Genomic DNA, 14,011 nt, shown 5'->3' with positions numbered 1-14,011 from the left:
TTATCACTGGAAGACCCGATGCTACATAGTGAATCGCATAAAATTGAACACGCCGGATGGCTACGGGCTGCCGTATTGGGCGCGAATGATGGCATCGTTTCGACCGCCAGCCTGCTGGCCGGCGTCGTTTCTGCCAGCAGCAGTCATCACAATGTTTTGCTCGCCGGGCTGGCAGGTATTGTTGGAGGCGCAATGTCGATGGCGACGGGAGAATACGTCTCGGTGTCCTCGCAGTCAGATACTGAAAAAGCTTCTCTGCGGCAGGAGAAAGCCGAACTCGAGGCCGATTTTGCGGCTGAAACGGTGGAGCTGTCAGCCATATACAGGGCGCGTGGCCTGTCGCCCGAGCTGGCTCGTCAGGTCGCAGAACAGTTGATGGCCCATGATGCCTTAGCCGCTCATGCCAGAGATGAGCTGGGCATCACCGATTTCAGCAGTGCCAAACCCCTTCAGGCCGCTCTGTTTTCTGCGGTCAGTTTTGCCTCAGGCAGTATTTTACCCTTCGCCGTTGCCATGCTGATCACCGGCCCCTTCGCCTTGCCCGCCATTGCGGTCTCGGCGCTCCTGGCATTGACGCTTCTGGGCGCGACGGCGGCCAAAGCCGGTGATGCGCCGGTCAGGAAAAGCGTCACGCGCATTTGCTTCTGGAGCCTGCTGGCGATGACGCTGTCTGCATCAGTCGGCTATCTTTCAGGTATGGCGCTTGGCTGACGCACTTACTGGGTAAGGATGCATCTGCCGCCCTCAGCGCGCCAGATGCTGCCCGACAATCAGCCCGAGCTGGCCTGCCAGCGTCGTGCCCGTGACAGATTCGCCGCCCGCAGACTGCCCCTGCAGAATTTCAAGTTGTCCCTGCCCACAGCCAATAACCAGCGGTGTAACTGAAACAACTTCACCCGGCTGGCTGGCTTTACGCGCATCAATAACGCGGGTTTGCCAGACGGTGAATCGCTGTGAGTCTGCCAATGTAAAAGCGCCGGGCCAGGGAAACGCCAGCGCCCGGACAAGGTTATGGATATCGCGGGCGGGCGCCTGCCAGTGAATTTGGCCATCTTCCGGCTTACGGCTGCCAAAACAGCTTGCTGCACGCTCGTCCTGAGGGGTTTCGGTAAGCTCGCCCGCCACCAGCGCATCAAGCCAGGTCGGTAGCATTTGCGCCGTGGTCGCAACCAGTCGGGTATGCAGTGCCAGGGCATTGTCCTGTGGATGAATTTCAACGGCCTTCTGCGCCAGAATCGGGCCGGCATCAGGACGTTTAATCATGCGGTGCAGGGTCACACCGGTTTGCATCTCGCCTTTAATAATTACCCAATTGAGATGGGCACGGCCCCGATAAGCCGGCAGCAAGGCGGCATGCACGTTATAGGCCCCTTTTTTAACAGAGGACAGGATGGCTTCGCTGAGAACCTGACGGTAAGAGAAGCAGAACAGATAATCTGCCTCAAGGCTGGCTATGCGGGCTTGCCATTCGGCGGTATTGACATCCTCGGTGATAAAAACCGGGATGTTGTGGCGCTCAGCCAGGCGGGCGACGGAGCCGTAAAACTGCGCGCCGGACGCGGGATCTGCATGGGTAAACAGGGCACTAACCGTGAATCCGGCATCCATTAACGCCTTCAGGCCGGTACAGGCCATTTCGTGATAACCAAAGAGTACCGCTTTCATTCCGCTTTCCTTCATCTTTTTTTCGCCTGATCCTGCGGGACGGGCGTGATGGACGGCTTGTCCGTTACAGGCCGTAGACAGCCCCATGATAAGGCATTCTTAGCCCGATTACGCCTCTGGCCCGTTCGCCGTATAGCGCGCATTTATGCGGGTAGGCAAAATGTTTGGCAACGCACGTGGTGCGCTGTCGAAGTTATCCATAACCGCCTATGGTTAAAGTCGGAAATATTCTTTTTATCGTTTGTACGGGAGACAAGATGGGTCAGCTAATTGATGGTGTCTGGCATGACACATGGTATGACACGAAATCAACCGGTGGGCGCTTTAAGCGCTCGGAATCCGCATGGCGTAACTGGGTTACGCCCGACGGCAGCGCAGGACTGAGCGGCAAAGCCGGATTTACGGCGGAACGCGATCGCTATCACCTCTACGTGTCGCTTGCCTGCCCGTGGGCGCACCGCACCCTGCTGATGCGTCAGCTTAAAGGTCTGGACAGCATGATTGATGTCTCGGTGGTGCATCCGCTGATGCTGGAAAACGGCTGGACGTTTGATGACAGTTTTCCGGATGCAACTGGCGATAAACTGCACCAAAATGAATTTCTTTATCAGCTCTATCTCCATGCGGATGCCGACTACAGCGGGCGTGTCACCGTGCCCGTGTTATGGGACAAACAGCAGAACACCATCGTTAGCAATGAGTCTGCCGATATTATTCGCATGTTTAACAGCGCGTTCGATGCAGTCGGGGCGCGGGCGGGGGATTACTATCCGGCTGACCTGCGAGAGAAGATTGATGCGCTCAATGGCTGGATTTACGACACCATTAACAACGGCGTGTACAAAGCCGGTTTTGCCACCTCTCAGTCCGCTTACGATGAAGCCGTAACCGCCCTGTTCCACTCACTGTCGCGGGTAGAGCAGATCTTGGGTCAGCATCGCTATCTGGCTGGCGACAGGTTAACCGAGGCCGATTTACGCTTATGGACCACGCTGGTGCGCTTTGATCCGGTTTACGTCACCCATTTTAAATGCGATCGCCACCGTATCAGCGACTATCTGAACCTGAGCGGTTTCCTGCGCGACATTTACCAGATGCCGGGTATCGCCGACACAGTAAACCTGCCTCACATTCGTCACCACTACTACTGCAGTCATAAAACCATCAACCCGCACGGGGTGATCTCTGTCGGCCCGGCCTTTGACTGGGATGCGCCGCACGGTCGCGGTTAACAACAGAACACCGCGTTGAATTGGATGTGAAAAGACCTGACGTGCGCTGACTAACAGCACATGTCAGGTCAAACAGGGCTGAATGACGGTCAGAAAAACTTATAAGCGATATTTAAAATGGTGAGTAAGCCAATCGCGCTGACAAAAACGTTGTCAGCCCGGCCTTTGTATTTTGCCAGTGCAGGGACTTTGCTGATGGCATACATGGGTAACAGGCAGAGCAGCGAGGCGATAATCGGCGCGCCCATCGCCTCAATCAGGTCGAGAATATTGGGGTTAAGGTAAGCTACCAGCCAGGTCGAGCCCATAATAAAGACCATGCTCAGCGTATTCAGCTTACGGCTGGACACAGCGTCTTTATCGCCCTTATAGCGAAATTTGATAATCAATCCGTTTAACCCTTCCAGCGTGCCCAGATAGTGCCCAAAGAAGGATTTGAAAATAGCGACCAGAGCAATCACCGAGGCGCTGTATTCCAGTACCGTAGAGAAGGTGGACTTCTCACCCGACAGGGCGGAAAAGTGATTCGCCAGGTAGGAGAGCACAGGGATATTTTGAGCCTTCGCGTCCGCCATATCCTGCGGGGATAAGGTAAACAGACAGCTAAAGGCAAAGAACATCACTACCGCCACCATCAGTATGCTGGCGCGGGAGATGATCTGGCTGCACTTGTTTTCGGTATAGGTCCGGCCCATTTCCGGCTCGTATTCTTCCCGCTTTGACACCACAAAAGAAGAAACAATCGGCGAAAAATTGAACGAGAACACCATAATAGAAATGCCTAACCACACGGTAACCAGAATGCCATCGTGCCCGGTCAGGGCGATGTCGCTCAGGTTAACCTGATCGATCACGGCGGTATTCCAGTAGGGGATTAACGACAGCGAAATCAGCACCAGGCTGGCGATAAACGGAAACACCAGCCAGCTCATCACCTTTACCATCAGGTCTTTACCAAACCAGATCACAAAAGCCATCAACAGCAGCAGCAACAGCGCCACCACACCGCGATTGAGGGCCGGCAGCAGTAGCTGATATTGCCAGAACGCCATGAAGGTATTGGTGATGGTGACGCCATAAATCCAGAGCAGCGGGCAAATCGCGAAAAAGTAGAGAAAAGTAATGACCACCCCGCCCGTTTTTCCGAAATGCTCTTCTACCGTTTCGGTAATATTGCCCGATACGTTACTGCCTGACAGACACAGTCGGGCCAGCGCCCGATGGCAGTAAAACGCGATGGGCCAGGCCAGCACCAGCATGATCAAGATAGGGATCAGCCCACCGTAACCGGCCCGAATGGGAAAGAAAAGCACGCCGGCGCCAATGGCCGTGCCAAACAGTCCGAGTGTCCATGTGGTATCGGACTTACGCCAGGTTGAGGTTTTTTCCTGGTCGAGAATATTTTCAGAATTACTCATAACTTATCCTTTATGCGTCAGCAAAACCCGTAATCTGGGAAACCCGGGACAAATCAATATTGCCGCCTGAGATAATGCACACCGTTTTCCGCCCCTGAATGTAGTGGTCGACTTTGCCGCTCAGTAACGCGGCGCATGCCAGCGCGCCGGCACCTTCTGTGACCACTTTGTTTCGCTGAATCAATGCAATCATACTTTTACGAATGTCGTCTTCACTCACTAACACCATCTCATCGACCAATTCTCTCACAATCGCGAAGGTGAGATCGCCCGGACAGGCGACATCGCAGCCGTCCGCAAGGGTGCCGGTAAGACGATGGCGCGTAATGGTATCAGCAAAAAAGGAGGCTGCCATACCGTGAACGTTTTCAGACTGCACGCCGATGACGGTAATCGTGGGATTAATGGACTTGATCGCCGTGGCAATCCCGGCAATGAGCCCGCCGCCGCCTACGGGAACGATGACGTTATCGACATCAAAGAGATCCTCAAGAATTTCCAGACCGATGGTGCCCTGTCCGGCAATGATTTTCACATCATCATAAGGCGGGATAAATATGCGGCCTTCGCTGGCCACAATGTCTTCCACTTTGGTTAGCGTGTCATTAAAGTTTTCACCATAAATGACCACCTCCGCGGAGTAATCGCGCGTCGCCGCTTCTTTGGATTTTGGCGCACCCGCAGGCATGACCACTTTGCCGTCAATATGCAGCATGGCGCACGACAGTGAAACGCCCTGCGCATGGTTACCCGCTGAGCAGGCGACAACGCCCTGACGTTTTTCTTTCTCCGTCAGTGAGCTCATTTTATTGAATGCACCACGAATCTTAAAAGAACCCGTTCGCTGCATATTTTCAAATTTAAGGAATATTTCTCCGTCGCAGCGCTCGCTGAGATAGTTTGAACGTGGCATGCCGGTTTTATAAACTTTCCCTGTGAGTCTCTCTCTGGCAGCATAAATTTCATCAAGGCTAACGGGAAGGTTTTTATTGATATTCATATCGACTCCTTTTTCAGGTAGGGTTTATTCAGCAAAATTCCCCGAAGAGAAATGCGATCGTATAAAAGCTGAAAAAAAGTAATAAACTTACCGTTTTCGCTTCGCAGCATGCTGTAACAGCATGAGCTTACGCAGTTGATTTAAAAAGAAACGGGCAGCGAGAGGATAGGAAAAGGATGGCGATAAAACAGCGTATTGTGTGGAAGAAACTGTATTACTGACGGAAGGGATAAAACGTATTCTTGCAGAAGAGACGGGGTTAAAGCGATTCGTTAATAGGGGGCAAACAGTGCTCTGATACAGTGTTAGCCGGGGCGTTCGTCGTTGCGTATACCTGTGCATGATGTCATTCCTTTACGTCGCCTTTATCCGCTACGAATCTTAATCATCATAAAAAAATGGGATTGTGCTGTTTCTCACACTTCACTCTTTTCTTATGAGAACCAATGCTTTTATTTATACTGACTTTGTGAAGATCAATAAAATATCTTTTTTTCACTTAAGAATATTTCGCCGAAAAAAGCAGAGCGATGAAACAGCCGTTAACAGAACAAGGATAAGGGAAGACAATCACGCTATTTAAGACGGGCTTAGCCGGGAAAGGGGGAAGGTCATTATTATCCCTGAAACGCTGAAGATAACGCATCCAATAGCATTTTAATGCGCGACGTTTGCCGATGAGTCGCGTTAAAAGATTAACGCCCATCTGTTCAATGGGCGTTATTTAAAAGTTATTTCGTTTCGCACGCGACGGGCCAGGGCTTCGCAGGGGAGTTGAACGGATGGTACTGGTAGCACCAGGTTTCCGACACCACCTTGTCTTGTGCTTTCAAATAGAGCTTAAGCTCTACCGGATCGCCTTCGCCGGCGACCAAATCAAACTGCGCCAGCCAGTTGCCTGAATCGTCCGGCAATTTAGACACGAGCACGTTCTCAAAAGTACCACGCGATGCAGAAAGCACGGCTTCGGGGGAAACGCCTGACGGCAGATGATTAAGCACATCGCCACGGAACTCGACGGCAAACTTACGGCTGTCATGCGGACGATCGGAACCCGGTACACCGCCCCGGCCCAGTCGGGTAGCCCCACAACGCGCCAGAGGAGAAGGATAAGGCTCATCGGCCAGCCAGTGCAAACGATAATGGAAATGATGCTGATCGCCCGCTTTTGCTGGCGCATCCGGTACCCACATGGCGACGATATTGTCGTAGATTTCATCGTCAGTCGGGATTTCCATCAGTTGAACTGAGCCTTTGCCCCATTCCCCTCGCGGTTCCACCCACAGATCGGGACGTTTCTCGTAGTGCGCAGCGTCCAGATAGCTGTCGAAATCCCGATCTTTCTGCAGTAAACCAAAGCCGCGCGGGTTCTCATCATGAAAACTGGACGTGACCACGCGTAATGGGTTATTTAACGGCCGCCAGATATGTTCGCCGCTGCCGGTCCACATCGCCAGACCATCGGAGTCATGCACTTCCGGGCGCCAGTCTGTCGCCGCTCCTTTAACCGTTTTTGAGAACCAGTACATGGAGGTCAGAGGCGCGATACCGAAACGCTGAATGTCCTTACGCAGGAAAAGCGTACATTCGACATCCTGTATAACCCCTTTGCCGCGCTGCAGGATAAATTTGTAGGCGCCCGTGATACTCGGCCCGTTGAGTAGCGCATAGACCGTGAGATGTTTGCTGTCGTCTTTCGGCGCTTCAAACCAGAAATCCGTAAAGTCAGGGAACTCTTCATCGACACCCGGCTGAACGGTATTCAGCGCAATACCGCGCGCGGATAAACCAAACTGACCCAGCTCGCCGATGGCGCGGAAATAAGACGCGCCCATAAAAGATATCCAGTCATTTTGTGGATTGGTTTTTAGCGTGTCCTGGCTGGCCAGCACTCTGAAACCTGAGAATACGTTACCTTTCAGCGCCGGCAACGTAACGTTTTTATCCGTCGTGGTGAAGTAGTCAATATTTTGAATAATTTCACGCGCGGCGTTATTTTCCACGACGTGCATTTTCACCGGCATACGGTGTAAACCGTTTACCATGAAAAAGGTAACAGGAAACCGTCCGGCATTTTTAAACAGCGCATAGTCCGGCTTGTAGACGGTTTTCATGTAGGCGTCATAGGTTATGTTGGATAACAATGACGGGTCGAATGAGGTGGGTTTTTCATAGGGTTTGGCTGCCAGGGCCTTGGCCTGGGCAATCAAGGTTTCAAAGTTAAATGCTTCGCTGTTACCTAACTTGAGAACGCCTGCTGCGATAGCGCCGGGAGAAATGCCTAATGCAGATAAGGCAGCAAACGCCCCGGAATAAGTCAGTAAAGTCCTTCTTGTAACCATGATCCACCTGTTTTTTTAATCTTCATTCAATGAATTCGCGCCCAATGGGGCAAAACGTAAAATAATGACGTGTGGCAAGCTGCCTTCAACTATAGACGAGAGAAACCGTTGCCTCCCAAACAGATGGCAAGCCATCATCTGACACATCGGATGAGCCTATAGTGCATTGGAAAGAAAATGGATGGGATTTGCCTGAGAAACAAAGCCTCTGGCAACGCGGCCCATTTTTCTTGCCAGATCAGGAGAGTGAATCGCGTTTCCTCTCAGGGTCGCCAGCGCGGAAGCGCCCTGACCGGCTAACGCCACATTGTTTTACGACGGTATCGGACAACGCCCTTCATCGCGCTGGCCAGCCCGCGTCAGCAAGGAGCCATGGCCTGCTGCCGATATCCCCCGCGTCTGGTGGCGGCAGCGGCGCCGGCTTTGCCGCGCCAAAAAGCAAAAACCCCGCTTGCGCGGGGTTTGCATTAAGAAGTCGAAACTGACCGATAAGCCGGGTTCTGTCGTGGACAGTCATTCATCTAGGCCAGCAATCGCTCACTGGCTCAAGCAGCCTACCCGGGTTCAGTACGGGCCGTACCATGTGAACCCCTATTTGGCCTTGCTCCGGGTGGAGTTTACCGTGCCACGGACTGTTACCAGCCGCGCGGTGCGCTCTTACCGCACCCTTTCACCCTTACCTGATCCCATTACTGGGCCATCGGCGGTTTGCTCTCTGTTGCACTGGTCGTGGGTTTCCCCCCCAGGCGTTACCTGGCACCCTGCCCTATGGAGCCCGGACTTTCCTCCCCTCCGCCCGTCTCCTTCAGAGAAGGACGACGACGAAGCGGCGACTGTCTGGTCAGCTTCGGCGCGCATTATAGAGGGTTTAGCCCGCGCTGTCACGCCCGGCGCGCAGGCAACTCAACAGGCTCAGGCCTGCTGCTCAAGCGCATGTTTATAGAGCGCATTCTTTTTCACACCGTGTATCTCAGCCGTGAGCGCCGCCGCCTTTTTCAACGGCAGTTCCTGCTGCAACAACGCCAGCGTGCGCAGTGCATCTGCGGGTAATGCCTCTTCGTCAGGATGATGGCCTTCAACGATGAGCACCATCTCACCTTTACGGCGATTTTCATCCTCTTTCACCCAAGCCAGGAGTTCCCCCACCGGTGCGCCATTCAGGTTTTCCCAGGTTTTGGTTAATTCGCGCGCCAGCACGACGTAACGGCCAGCCCCCAGCTCCGTTACCATATCCTGCAGGCTGTCCAGTAAACGGTGCGTGGATTCGTAAAAGATTAAGGTACGCGGCTCCTCGGCCAGCGCCCGAAGCGCATCACACCGCGCCTTTGTTTTGGCGGGTAGAAATCCTTCGTAACAGAAACGATCAGACGGCAATCCCGCTGCGCTTAATGCTGTTATCGCTGCGCAGGCACCCGGTAAAGGAACGATGCGAATACCGGCCTCACGGCAGCGGCGAACCAGGTGATAACCCGGATCGTTGATCAATGGCGTGCCAGCATCAGAAACCAGAGCTATGCTTTCTCCCTGTTGCAGCCTGGTTAGCAGGATTTCTGCTTTCTGCTGTTCGTTGTGGTCATGAAGTGCGAAGAGTCGCGCATTGATGGCGAAATGTTGTAGCAACAGTCCGGTATGACGTGTATCTTCCGCTGCGACCAGATCGACGCTGGAAAGTACCGCTAGCGCCCGCTGGGTAATGTCAGCCAAATTACCTATTGGGGTTGGCACGATGTAGAGCGTGCTGGCGGAAATGTCTGCCCGATCGAGTTGTTTCATTGTTTCATCCGAATTGCCGATTTAATATTGAGCATCTTGAAAAAAACATCACTGGATACAGTATGCTTCCTTCAAAAATCGTTCGTCATAAAGCAGGACGCTTTGTGCCTGTCCTTCTTGCTGGTCTGATTTTAGCCGCGTGTAGTGGCCAGGGCCCGAAAAGCCAGTCCGTAGACATCCAGGCACCCGTTACTAATAATTCCGCCTACTATCTGCAGCAGGTGCAGCAAAGCAGCGATGATAGCAAGACCGACTGGCAATTACTCGCAATCCGCGCCCTGTTGAAAGAAGGAAAATATCCGCAGGCTGCTCAGGCGATCGGCGAACTGCCTAATCAGCTTTCTGATAAACAGCAGCAAGAATTACTGCTGCTGAAAGCCCAGTCTCTGGTTGCTCAGCAAAAGATTGCCGATGCCCAACCGATATTGAGTCAGGTGAAAACCAGCGAGCTGTCTCAGGATCAGCTGGCGCGCTACTACGGTTTACAGATTGCCAGCGCACAGGGTAAAACCTCGCTGGCCCTGCTCCGCGCCTATATTGCTCAGGAGCCATTGCTTAAAGGCGATGAACGCCAGCAGAATATCGATGCCACCTGGCAGGCGCTGACCCAGCTGTCGCAGCAGGATATGAATTCGCTGGTGATCAATGCCGACGAAAACATTCTGCAGGGCTGGCTGGATCTGCTCACGGCGTGGCATGCCAACGCGCAGGATGCCAACATGCTGAAGTCAGCCATTAAAGACTGGCAGACGCGCTATCCCGATAACCCTGCTGCAAAAACCTTACCGACCCAGCTGAGCCAGGTGCAGAACTTTACCAAAGCGTCCACCAGCACTATCGCGCTGCTGCTGCCGCTGAACGGTCAGGCTCAGATGTTCGCCAGCGCTATCCAGAAAGGCTTTAACGACGCGAAGAACGGCACCCTCGCTACTGCGCCTCAGGCGACGCCGGGCAGCGCCCAGGATCCTATCGCGATAAATCAGCAGCAGCCTGCAGATGCGAATGCGGTCGTCAGCCCGTCAGCTAACCCGGCGGCTGCGCAGCAGAGCGGCACGGCGCAGCAACCGGCAACGACGCAACAGCAGCCTCAGCAACAGCCGGCCGCCGAACCCGCCAGCAATGCGCAGGTGAAGGTTTACGACACCAGCAGTCAGCCCATCGCGCAGGTGATGCAGCAGGCCCAACAGGATGGTGCCACGCTCGTTGTTGGACCGCTGTTGAAAAACAACGTTGAAACGGTCGCGAACAGCCAGACACCGCTGAATGTCCTGGCGCTGAACGAGCCAGAGCAAATCCAGAACCATCCGAATATGTGCTATTTTGCGCTGTCGCCTGAAGATGAAGCGCGCGATGCGGCGCATCATATCTGGGACCAGGGCAAACGCCAGCCGCTGCTGTTAGTGCCTCGCAACGGCCTGGGCGATCGCGTAACGGCGGCCTTTACGAAAGAGTGGCAGTCACTGGGCGGCGGCACCGTGCTCCAGCAGCGCTTTGGTTCTGTTTCAGAACTCAAGCAGGGCATCAATAGCGGTGCAGGCATCAGCATGAGCGGTACGCCCGTGGTTATGCCCTCGTCTTCTCAGCCGCAAAGCGTTTCCGTTGCGGGCCTGAACATTCCGGCACCGCAAACCAGCACCCCGGCCGCCAGCAGTGGCGGAGCCATTGATGCCGCTTATATCGTCTCGACTCAGGATGAACTGCAACTGATCAAACCGATGATCAGCATGCGCACCGGTAGCCGCAGCAACGTTGCGCTCTACGCCAGTTCGCGCAGCGCGCAGGCGGGCGCAGGGCCGGATTTCCGTCTGGAAATGGAAGGGCTGCAGTTCAGCGATATCCCCCTGCTTTCCGGCGCAAATCCGGCGTTGATGCAGCAGGCCGCGAAGTCGTTCAATAACGATTACTCGCTGGTGCGTCTGTACGCAATGGGGATTGATGCGTGGACGCTGGCTAACCACTTTAACCAGATGCGTCAGGTGCCGGGCTTCTCGCTCGACGGCAATACCGGCAAGCTGAGCGCCACCGCTGATTGTGTGATCAACAGGAAGTTGACATGGAACCAGTATCGCCAGGGCAACATCGTACCGGCCAGCTAAACCGCCGCCGTACGGGTGCCGAGCACGAACAACTCGCCCGCCGCTATCTTGAGCGGGCGGGGTTAACATGGGTCGCCAGCAATGTTTACTATCGCGCAGGGGAACTAGACCTGATAATGCGAGACAACCAGTGTTGGGTGTTCGTCGAAGTGCGTTACCGGCGTAACGCACGCTTCGGCGGCAGTCTGGCCAGTATTACCCGACAGAAACAACACAAGCTGCTGCGTGCCGCCTCTCTGTGGCTGGCGCAACGCGGCGGCAGTTTTGAAACAGTGAATTGCCGTTTCGACATCATTGCCATTACCGGCACGGCGCTTGAATGGTTGCCGAATGCCTTTAATGCAGACGTTTAGAACCAGGTGGTCGTGTGCAGGAAAGAATTAAAGCGTGTTTTACCGAAAGTATTCAAACTCAAATCGCTGCTGCAGAGGCGTTACCCGATGCCATTTCGCGTGCAGCAATGACAATGGTGCAGTCGCTTCTCAACGGTAACAAAATACTGAGCTGTGGTAATGGTGCGTCATCCGCCAATGCTCAGCACTTTGCCGCCAGCATGATCAACCGCTTTGAAACCGAACGCCCCAGCCTGCCCGCGCTGGCCTTAAGTGCGGACAACGTCATGCTGACGGCGATCAGTAACGATCGTCTGCATGACGAGATTTACGCTAAGCAGGTGCGTGCACTGGGACAAACCGGTGACGTTCTGCTGGCAATCTCTACACGCGGGAATACACGGGACATCGTAAAGGCCGTCGAAGCCGCCGTCACGCGCGATATGACTATCGTTGCGCTTACCGGTTATGATGGGGGCGAATTAGCCGGATTGCTGGGACCGCAGGATGTGGAAATTCGTATTCCTTCACATCGTAGTGCTCGCATTCAGGAGATGCATATGTTAACACTCAACTGTTTGTGCGATCTGATTGATAACACCTTGTTTCCCCACCAGGAATGACGGAAGGAGCACCAATGAAAGCATTGAACGCTATAGCCATTGTTTTAACCGCCATGCTGCTGCAGGGCTGCGTCGCGGTGGTTGCCGGTAGCGCCGCTGTGGCGACCAAAACCGCCACCGATCCGCGCTCTGTCGGAACGCAGGTCGATGACGGCACGCTGGAATTACGCGTCAGCAACGCGCTGGCAAAAGATCAGCAAATCAAAACCGATGCTCGCGTCATTGCTACCGCCTATCAGGGTAAAGTCCTGCTAACCGGTCAGGCCCCGAGTCAGGAGATTGCCAACCGCGCGAAACAGATCACCATGGGCGTTGATGGCGCAACCGAAGTCTATAACGAGATTAGGATTGGGCCGAAAGTCAGCCTTGGCACCTCGTCGTCTGATACCTGGATCACCACCAAGATTCGCTCGCAGCTGTTGGGCAGCGATCAGGTGAAATCATCAAGCGTCAAAGTCACCACGGAAAACGGTGAAGTGTTCCTGCTGGGCCTGGTGACGCCAGAAGAAGCCAAAGCCGCCGCGGACATTGCCAGCCGGGTCAGCGGCGTGAAACACGTTACCACCGCGTTTACCATGGTGAAGTAATGCTGAGTTAACCCCAGGACAGCTGTCCGGGTTGTTACTGGCGCAGACAGAAAAGCCGCACCCTGTTGGGTTGCGGCTTTTTTTATTGCGGGTTTAGCCGTGACCGGGCCAGAGCCAACAAACGTTTTCCGGCTTGCCGCCCAGCATTATCGCGCCGCCCGAGGTTGTCTCCGCTGGCGGCGGCGTAACGAGAGAAGGCCTCAGACCGGAATATCGATCACCAGTGCGCGGGTCGGGGTTTTCGCTGACAGCCACAGCTGTTGCTCTTCCTGCAAAAATGCGCCATCGCCACAGCCCAGCTGTTCCTGATGAGCGCCCCCGGCCGAGGCCTCAAACGCGCCATGGATAGATTGCAGATAGGCGCGCGCGCCCTGAAGCGGCACCAGATGCTGCTCGCCTGCCGCCAGCTCAACCTGATGAATCCAGACCTGCTGACGCAACTGCAGGCTGCTGTCGCCGCCATCTGGTGAGGCCAGCAGTTGCGAACGCATGCCGCCCGACAACGTCATTTTCTGCATACGGGGATTTTCACGTTCCGGGCAGGCCGCCAGCCAGAGCTGCATACGGGTTAACGGGCGATCTTTACTCGGATTAAGTTCGCTGTAGCTCACGCCAGGCTGAGCGGAGAGCAGCAACGCCTCACCTTCACGCACGCTGATGTGATTGCCTTCGCTGTCCCGGTATTCCGCCTCACCCTGTAAAACGATATTCAGCACATCCACCTGAGGATAGGTGCGCGGCTGAAACGCCGCGCCGGGTGCCAGGACTTCCTGATTCAAAACGCGTAAGGAGGCATAACCCATTAATTTGGGATCGAAATAGTGGCCAAAAGAGAAGCTGTAGCGCGCCTGTAACCAACCGTAATCGGCCTGACCACAAGCGGATGCACTGCGTGTCGTAATCATTATGTACCTCCAGCATCCGTCGGCAAGAATCGACGACG

General features: G+C 54.5%; 12 protein-coding genes and 1 other RNA gene. 6 read left to right on the top strand and 7 right to left on the bottom strand.

What is annotated here, in order from left to right; all coding sequences use genetic code 11:
- The first annotated feature begins 18 nt into the window (after positions 1-18).
- The gene (locus tag PAGR_RS02935; RefSeq protein WP_013027336.1) at positions 19-711 is read left to right on the top strand and encodes a VIT1/CCC1 transporter family protein; all 693 of its coding nucleotides are present in this window, start codon (positions 19-21) and stop codon (positions 709-711) included.
- 33 nt (positions 712-744) lie between these two features.
- Here the strand turns inward: PAGR_RS02935 and PAGR_RS02930 are convergent, their stop codons facing one another.
- On the bottom strand, positions 745-1,665 hold the full coding sequence (locus PAGR_RS02930; RefSeq protein WP_080561258.1) for a formyltransferase family protein: 921 nt from the start codon (positions 1,663-1,665) through the stop codon (positions 745-747).
- Positions 1,666-1,922: 257 nt separating this feature from the next.
- Between PAGR_RS02930 and PAGR_RS02925 the strand changes: the two genes are divergently transcribed.
- Positions 1,923-2,897 carry a glutathione S-transferase family protein gene (locus tag PAGR_RS02925; protein WP_014604930.1) on the top strand — a complete coding sequence of 325 codons (975 nt, stop codon included), beginning with the start codon at positions 1,923-1,925 and terminating at the stop codon, positions 2,895-2,897.
- 89 nt (positions 2,898-2,986) lie between these two features.
- On the opposite strand, the gene tdcC is transcribed toward PAGR_RS02925, so the two are convergent.
- The 5 genes from tdcC to rsmI form a co-directional block, all read right to left on the bottom strand.
- A complete protein-coding gene (gene tdcC, locus PAGR_RS02920; RefSeq protein ID WP_013027339.1) occupies positions 2,987-4,315 on the bottom strand; it encodes a threonine/serine transporter TdcC in 1,329 nt (442 codons plus the stop codon).
- A 10-nt stretch (positions 4,316-4,325) separates the two neighbouring features.
- Entirely contained in the window at positions 4,326-5,315 is a 990-nt protein-coding gene (tdcB, locus tag PAGR_RS02915) for a bifunctional threonine ammonia-lyase/L-serine ammonia-lyase TdcB (RefSeq protein ID WP_014594692.1), read from the bottom strand.
- Between the two features lie 731 nt (positions 5,316-6,046).
- Positions 6,047-7,657 carry an OpgD/OpgG family glucan biosynthesis protein gene (locus tag PAGR_RS02910; protein WP_013027341.1) on the bottom strand — a complete coding sequence of 537 codons (1,611 nt, stop codon included), beginning with the start codon at positions 7,655-7,657 and terminating at the stop codon, positions 6,047-6,049.
- Positions 7,658-8,130: 473 nt separating this feature from the next.
- An RNA gene (rnpB, locus tag PAGR_RS22845) (RNase P RNA component class A) lies at positions 8,131-8,506 on the bottom strand.
- Between the two features lie 63 nt (positions 8,507-8,569).
- Entirely contained in the window at positions 8,570-9,430 is an 861-nt protein-coding gene (gene rsmI / locus PAGR_RS02905; protein WP_014594693.1) for a 16S rRNA (cytidine(1402)-2'-O)-methyltransferase, read from the bottom strand.
- A gap of 62 nt (positions 9,431-9,492) precedes the next feature.
- On the opposite strand from rsmI, the gene PAGR_RS02900 reads away from it, so the two are divergent.
- Genes PAGR_RS02900 through dolP form a run of 4 tightly spaced genes read left to right on the top strand, consistent with a single transcriptional unit; the run spans position 9,493 to position 13,068 of the window.
- Positions 9,493-11,526, top strand: coding sequence for a penicillin-binding protein activator (locus PAGR_RS02900; protein ID WP_014604929.1), 2,034 nt, complete (start codon positions 9,493-9,495; stop codon positions 11,524-11,526).
- On the top strand, positions 11,484-11,879 hold the full coding sequence (locus PAGR_RS02895; protein WP_014604928.1) for a YraN family protein: 396 nt from the start codon (positions 11,484-11,486) through the stop codon (positions 11,877-11,879). Before PAGR_RS02900 ends, PAGR_RS02895 begins: the two co-directional genes overlap by 43 nt.
- Positions 11,880-11,893: 14 nt before the next feature.
- Complete coding sequence (diaA, locus tag PAGR_RS02890; RefSeq protein ID WP_013027345.1) at positions 11,894-12,481, top strand: DnaA initiator-associating protein DiaA; 588 nt, start codon at positions 11,894-11,896, stop codon at positions 12,479-12,481.
- Between the two features lie 14 nt (positions 12,482-12,495).
- The gene (gene dolP / locus PAGR_RS02885; RefSeq protein WP_014604927.1) at positions 12,496-13,068 is read left to right on the top strand and encodes a division/outer membrane stress-associated lipid-binding lipoprotein; all 573 of its coding nucleotides are present in this window, start codon (positions 12,496-12,498) and stop codon (positions 13,066-13,068) included.
- 200 nt (positions 13,069-13,268) lie between these two features.
- On the opposite strand, the gene PAGR_RS02880 is transcribed toward dolP, so the two are convergent.
- A complete protein-coding gene (locus PAGR_RS02880; protein WP_013027347.1) occupies positions 13,269-13,973 on the bottom strand; it encodes a pirin family protein in 705 nt (234 codons plus the stop codon).
- Positions 13,974-14,011: the final 38 nt, after the last annotated feature.

The organism is Pantoea ananatis PA13 (assembly GCF_000233595.1).
Classification (GTDB): Bacteria; Pseudomonadota; Gammaproteobacteria; order Enterobacterales; family Enterobacteriaceae; genus Pantoea; species Pantoea ananatis.
Note: the sequence above shows the minus strand (reverse complement) of the source record. Positions and strands in the feature narration are given on the sequence as shown.

Coding starts and splice junctions, on each gene's coding strand:
- tdcC (WP_013027339.1), bottom strand. CDS start 4,315: ATGAGTAATTCTGAAAATATTCTCGACCAGGAAAAAACCTCAACCTGG.
- rsmI (WP_014594693.1), bottom strand. CDS start 9,430: ATGAAACAACTCGATCGGGCAGACATTTCCGCCAGCACGCTCTACATC.
- PAGR_RS02930 (WP_080561258.1), bottom strand. CDS start 1,665: ATGAAAGCGGTACTCTTTGGTTATCACGAAATGGCCTGTACCGGCCTG.
- PAGR_RS02900 (WP_014604929.1), top strand. CDS start 9,493: ATGCTTCCTTCAAAAATCGTTCGTCATAAAGCAGGACGCTTTGTGCCT.
- PAGR_RS02925 (WP_014604930.1), top strand. CDS start 1,923: ATGGGTCAGCTAATTGATGGTGTCTGGCATGACACATGGTATGACACG.
- tdcB (WP_014594692.1), bottom strand. CDS start 5,315: ATGAATATCAATAAAAACCTTCCCGTTAGCCTTGATGAAATTTATGCT.
- PAGR_RS02935 (WP_013027336.1), top strand. CDS start 19: ATGCTACATAGTGAATCGCATAAAATTGAACACGCCGGATGGCTACGG.
- dolP (WP_014604927.1), top strand. CDS start 12,496: ATGAAAGCATTGAACGCTATAGCCATTGTTTTAACCGCCATGCTGCTG.
- PAGR_RS02910 (WP_013027341.1), bottom strand. CDS start 7,657: ATGGTTACAAGAAGGACTTTACTGACTTATTCCGGGGCGTTTGCTGCC.
- PAGR_RS02880 (WP_013027347.1), bottom strand. CDS start 13,973: ATGATTACGACACGCAGTGCATCCGCTTGTGGTCAGGCCGATTACGGT.
- PAGR_RS02895 (WP_014604928.1), top strand. CDS start 11,484: ATGGAACCAGTATCGCCAGGGCAACATCGTACCGGCCAGCTAAACCGC.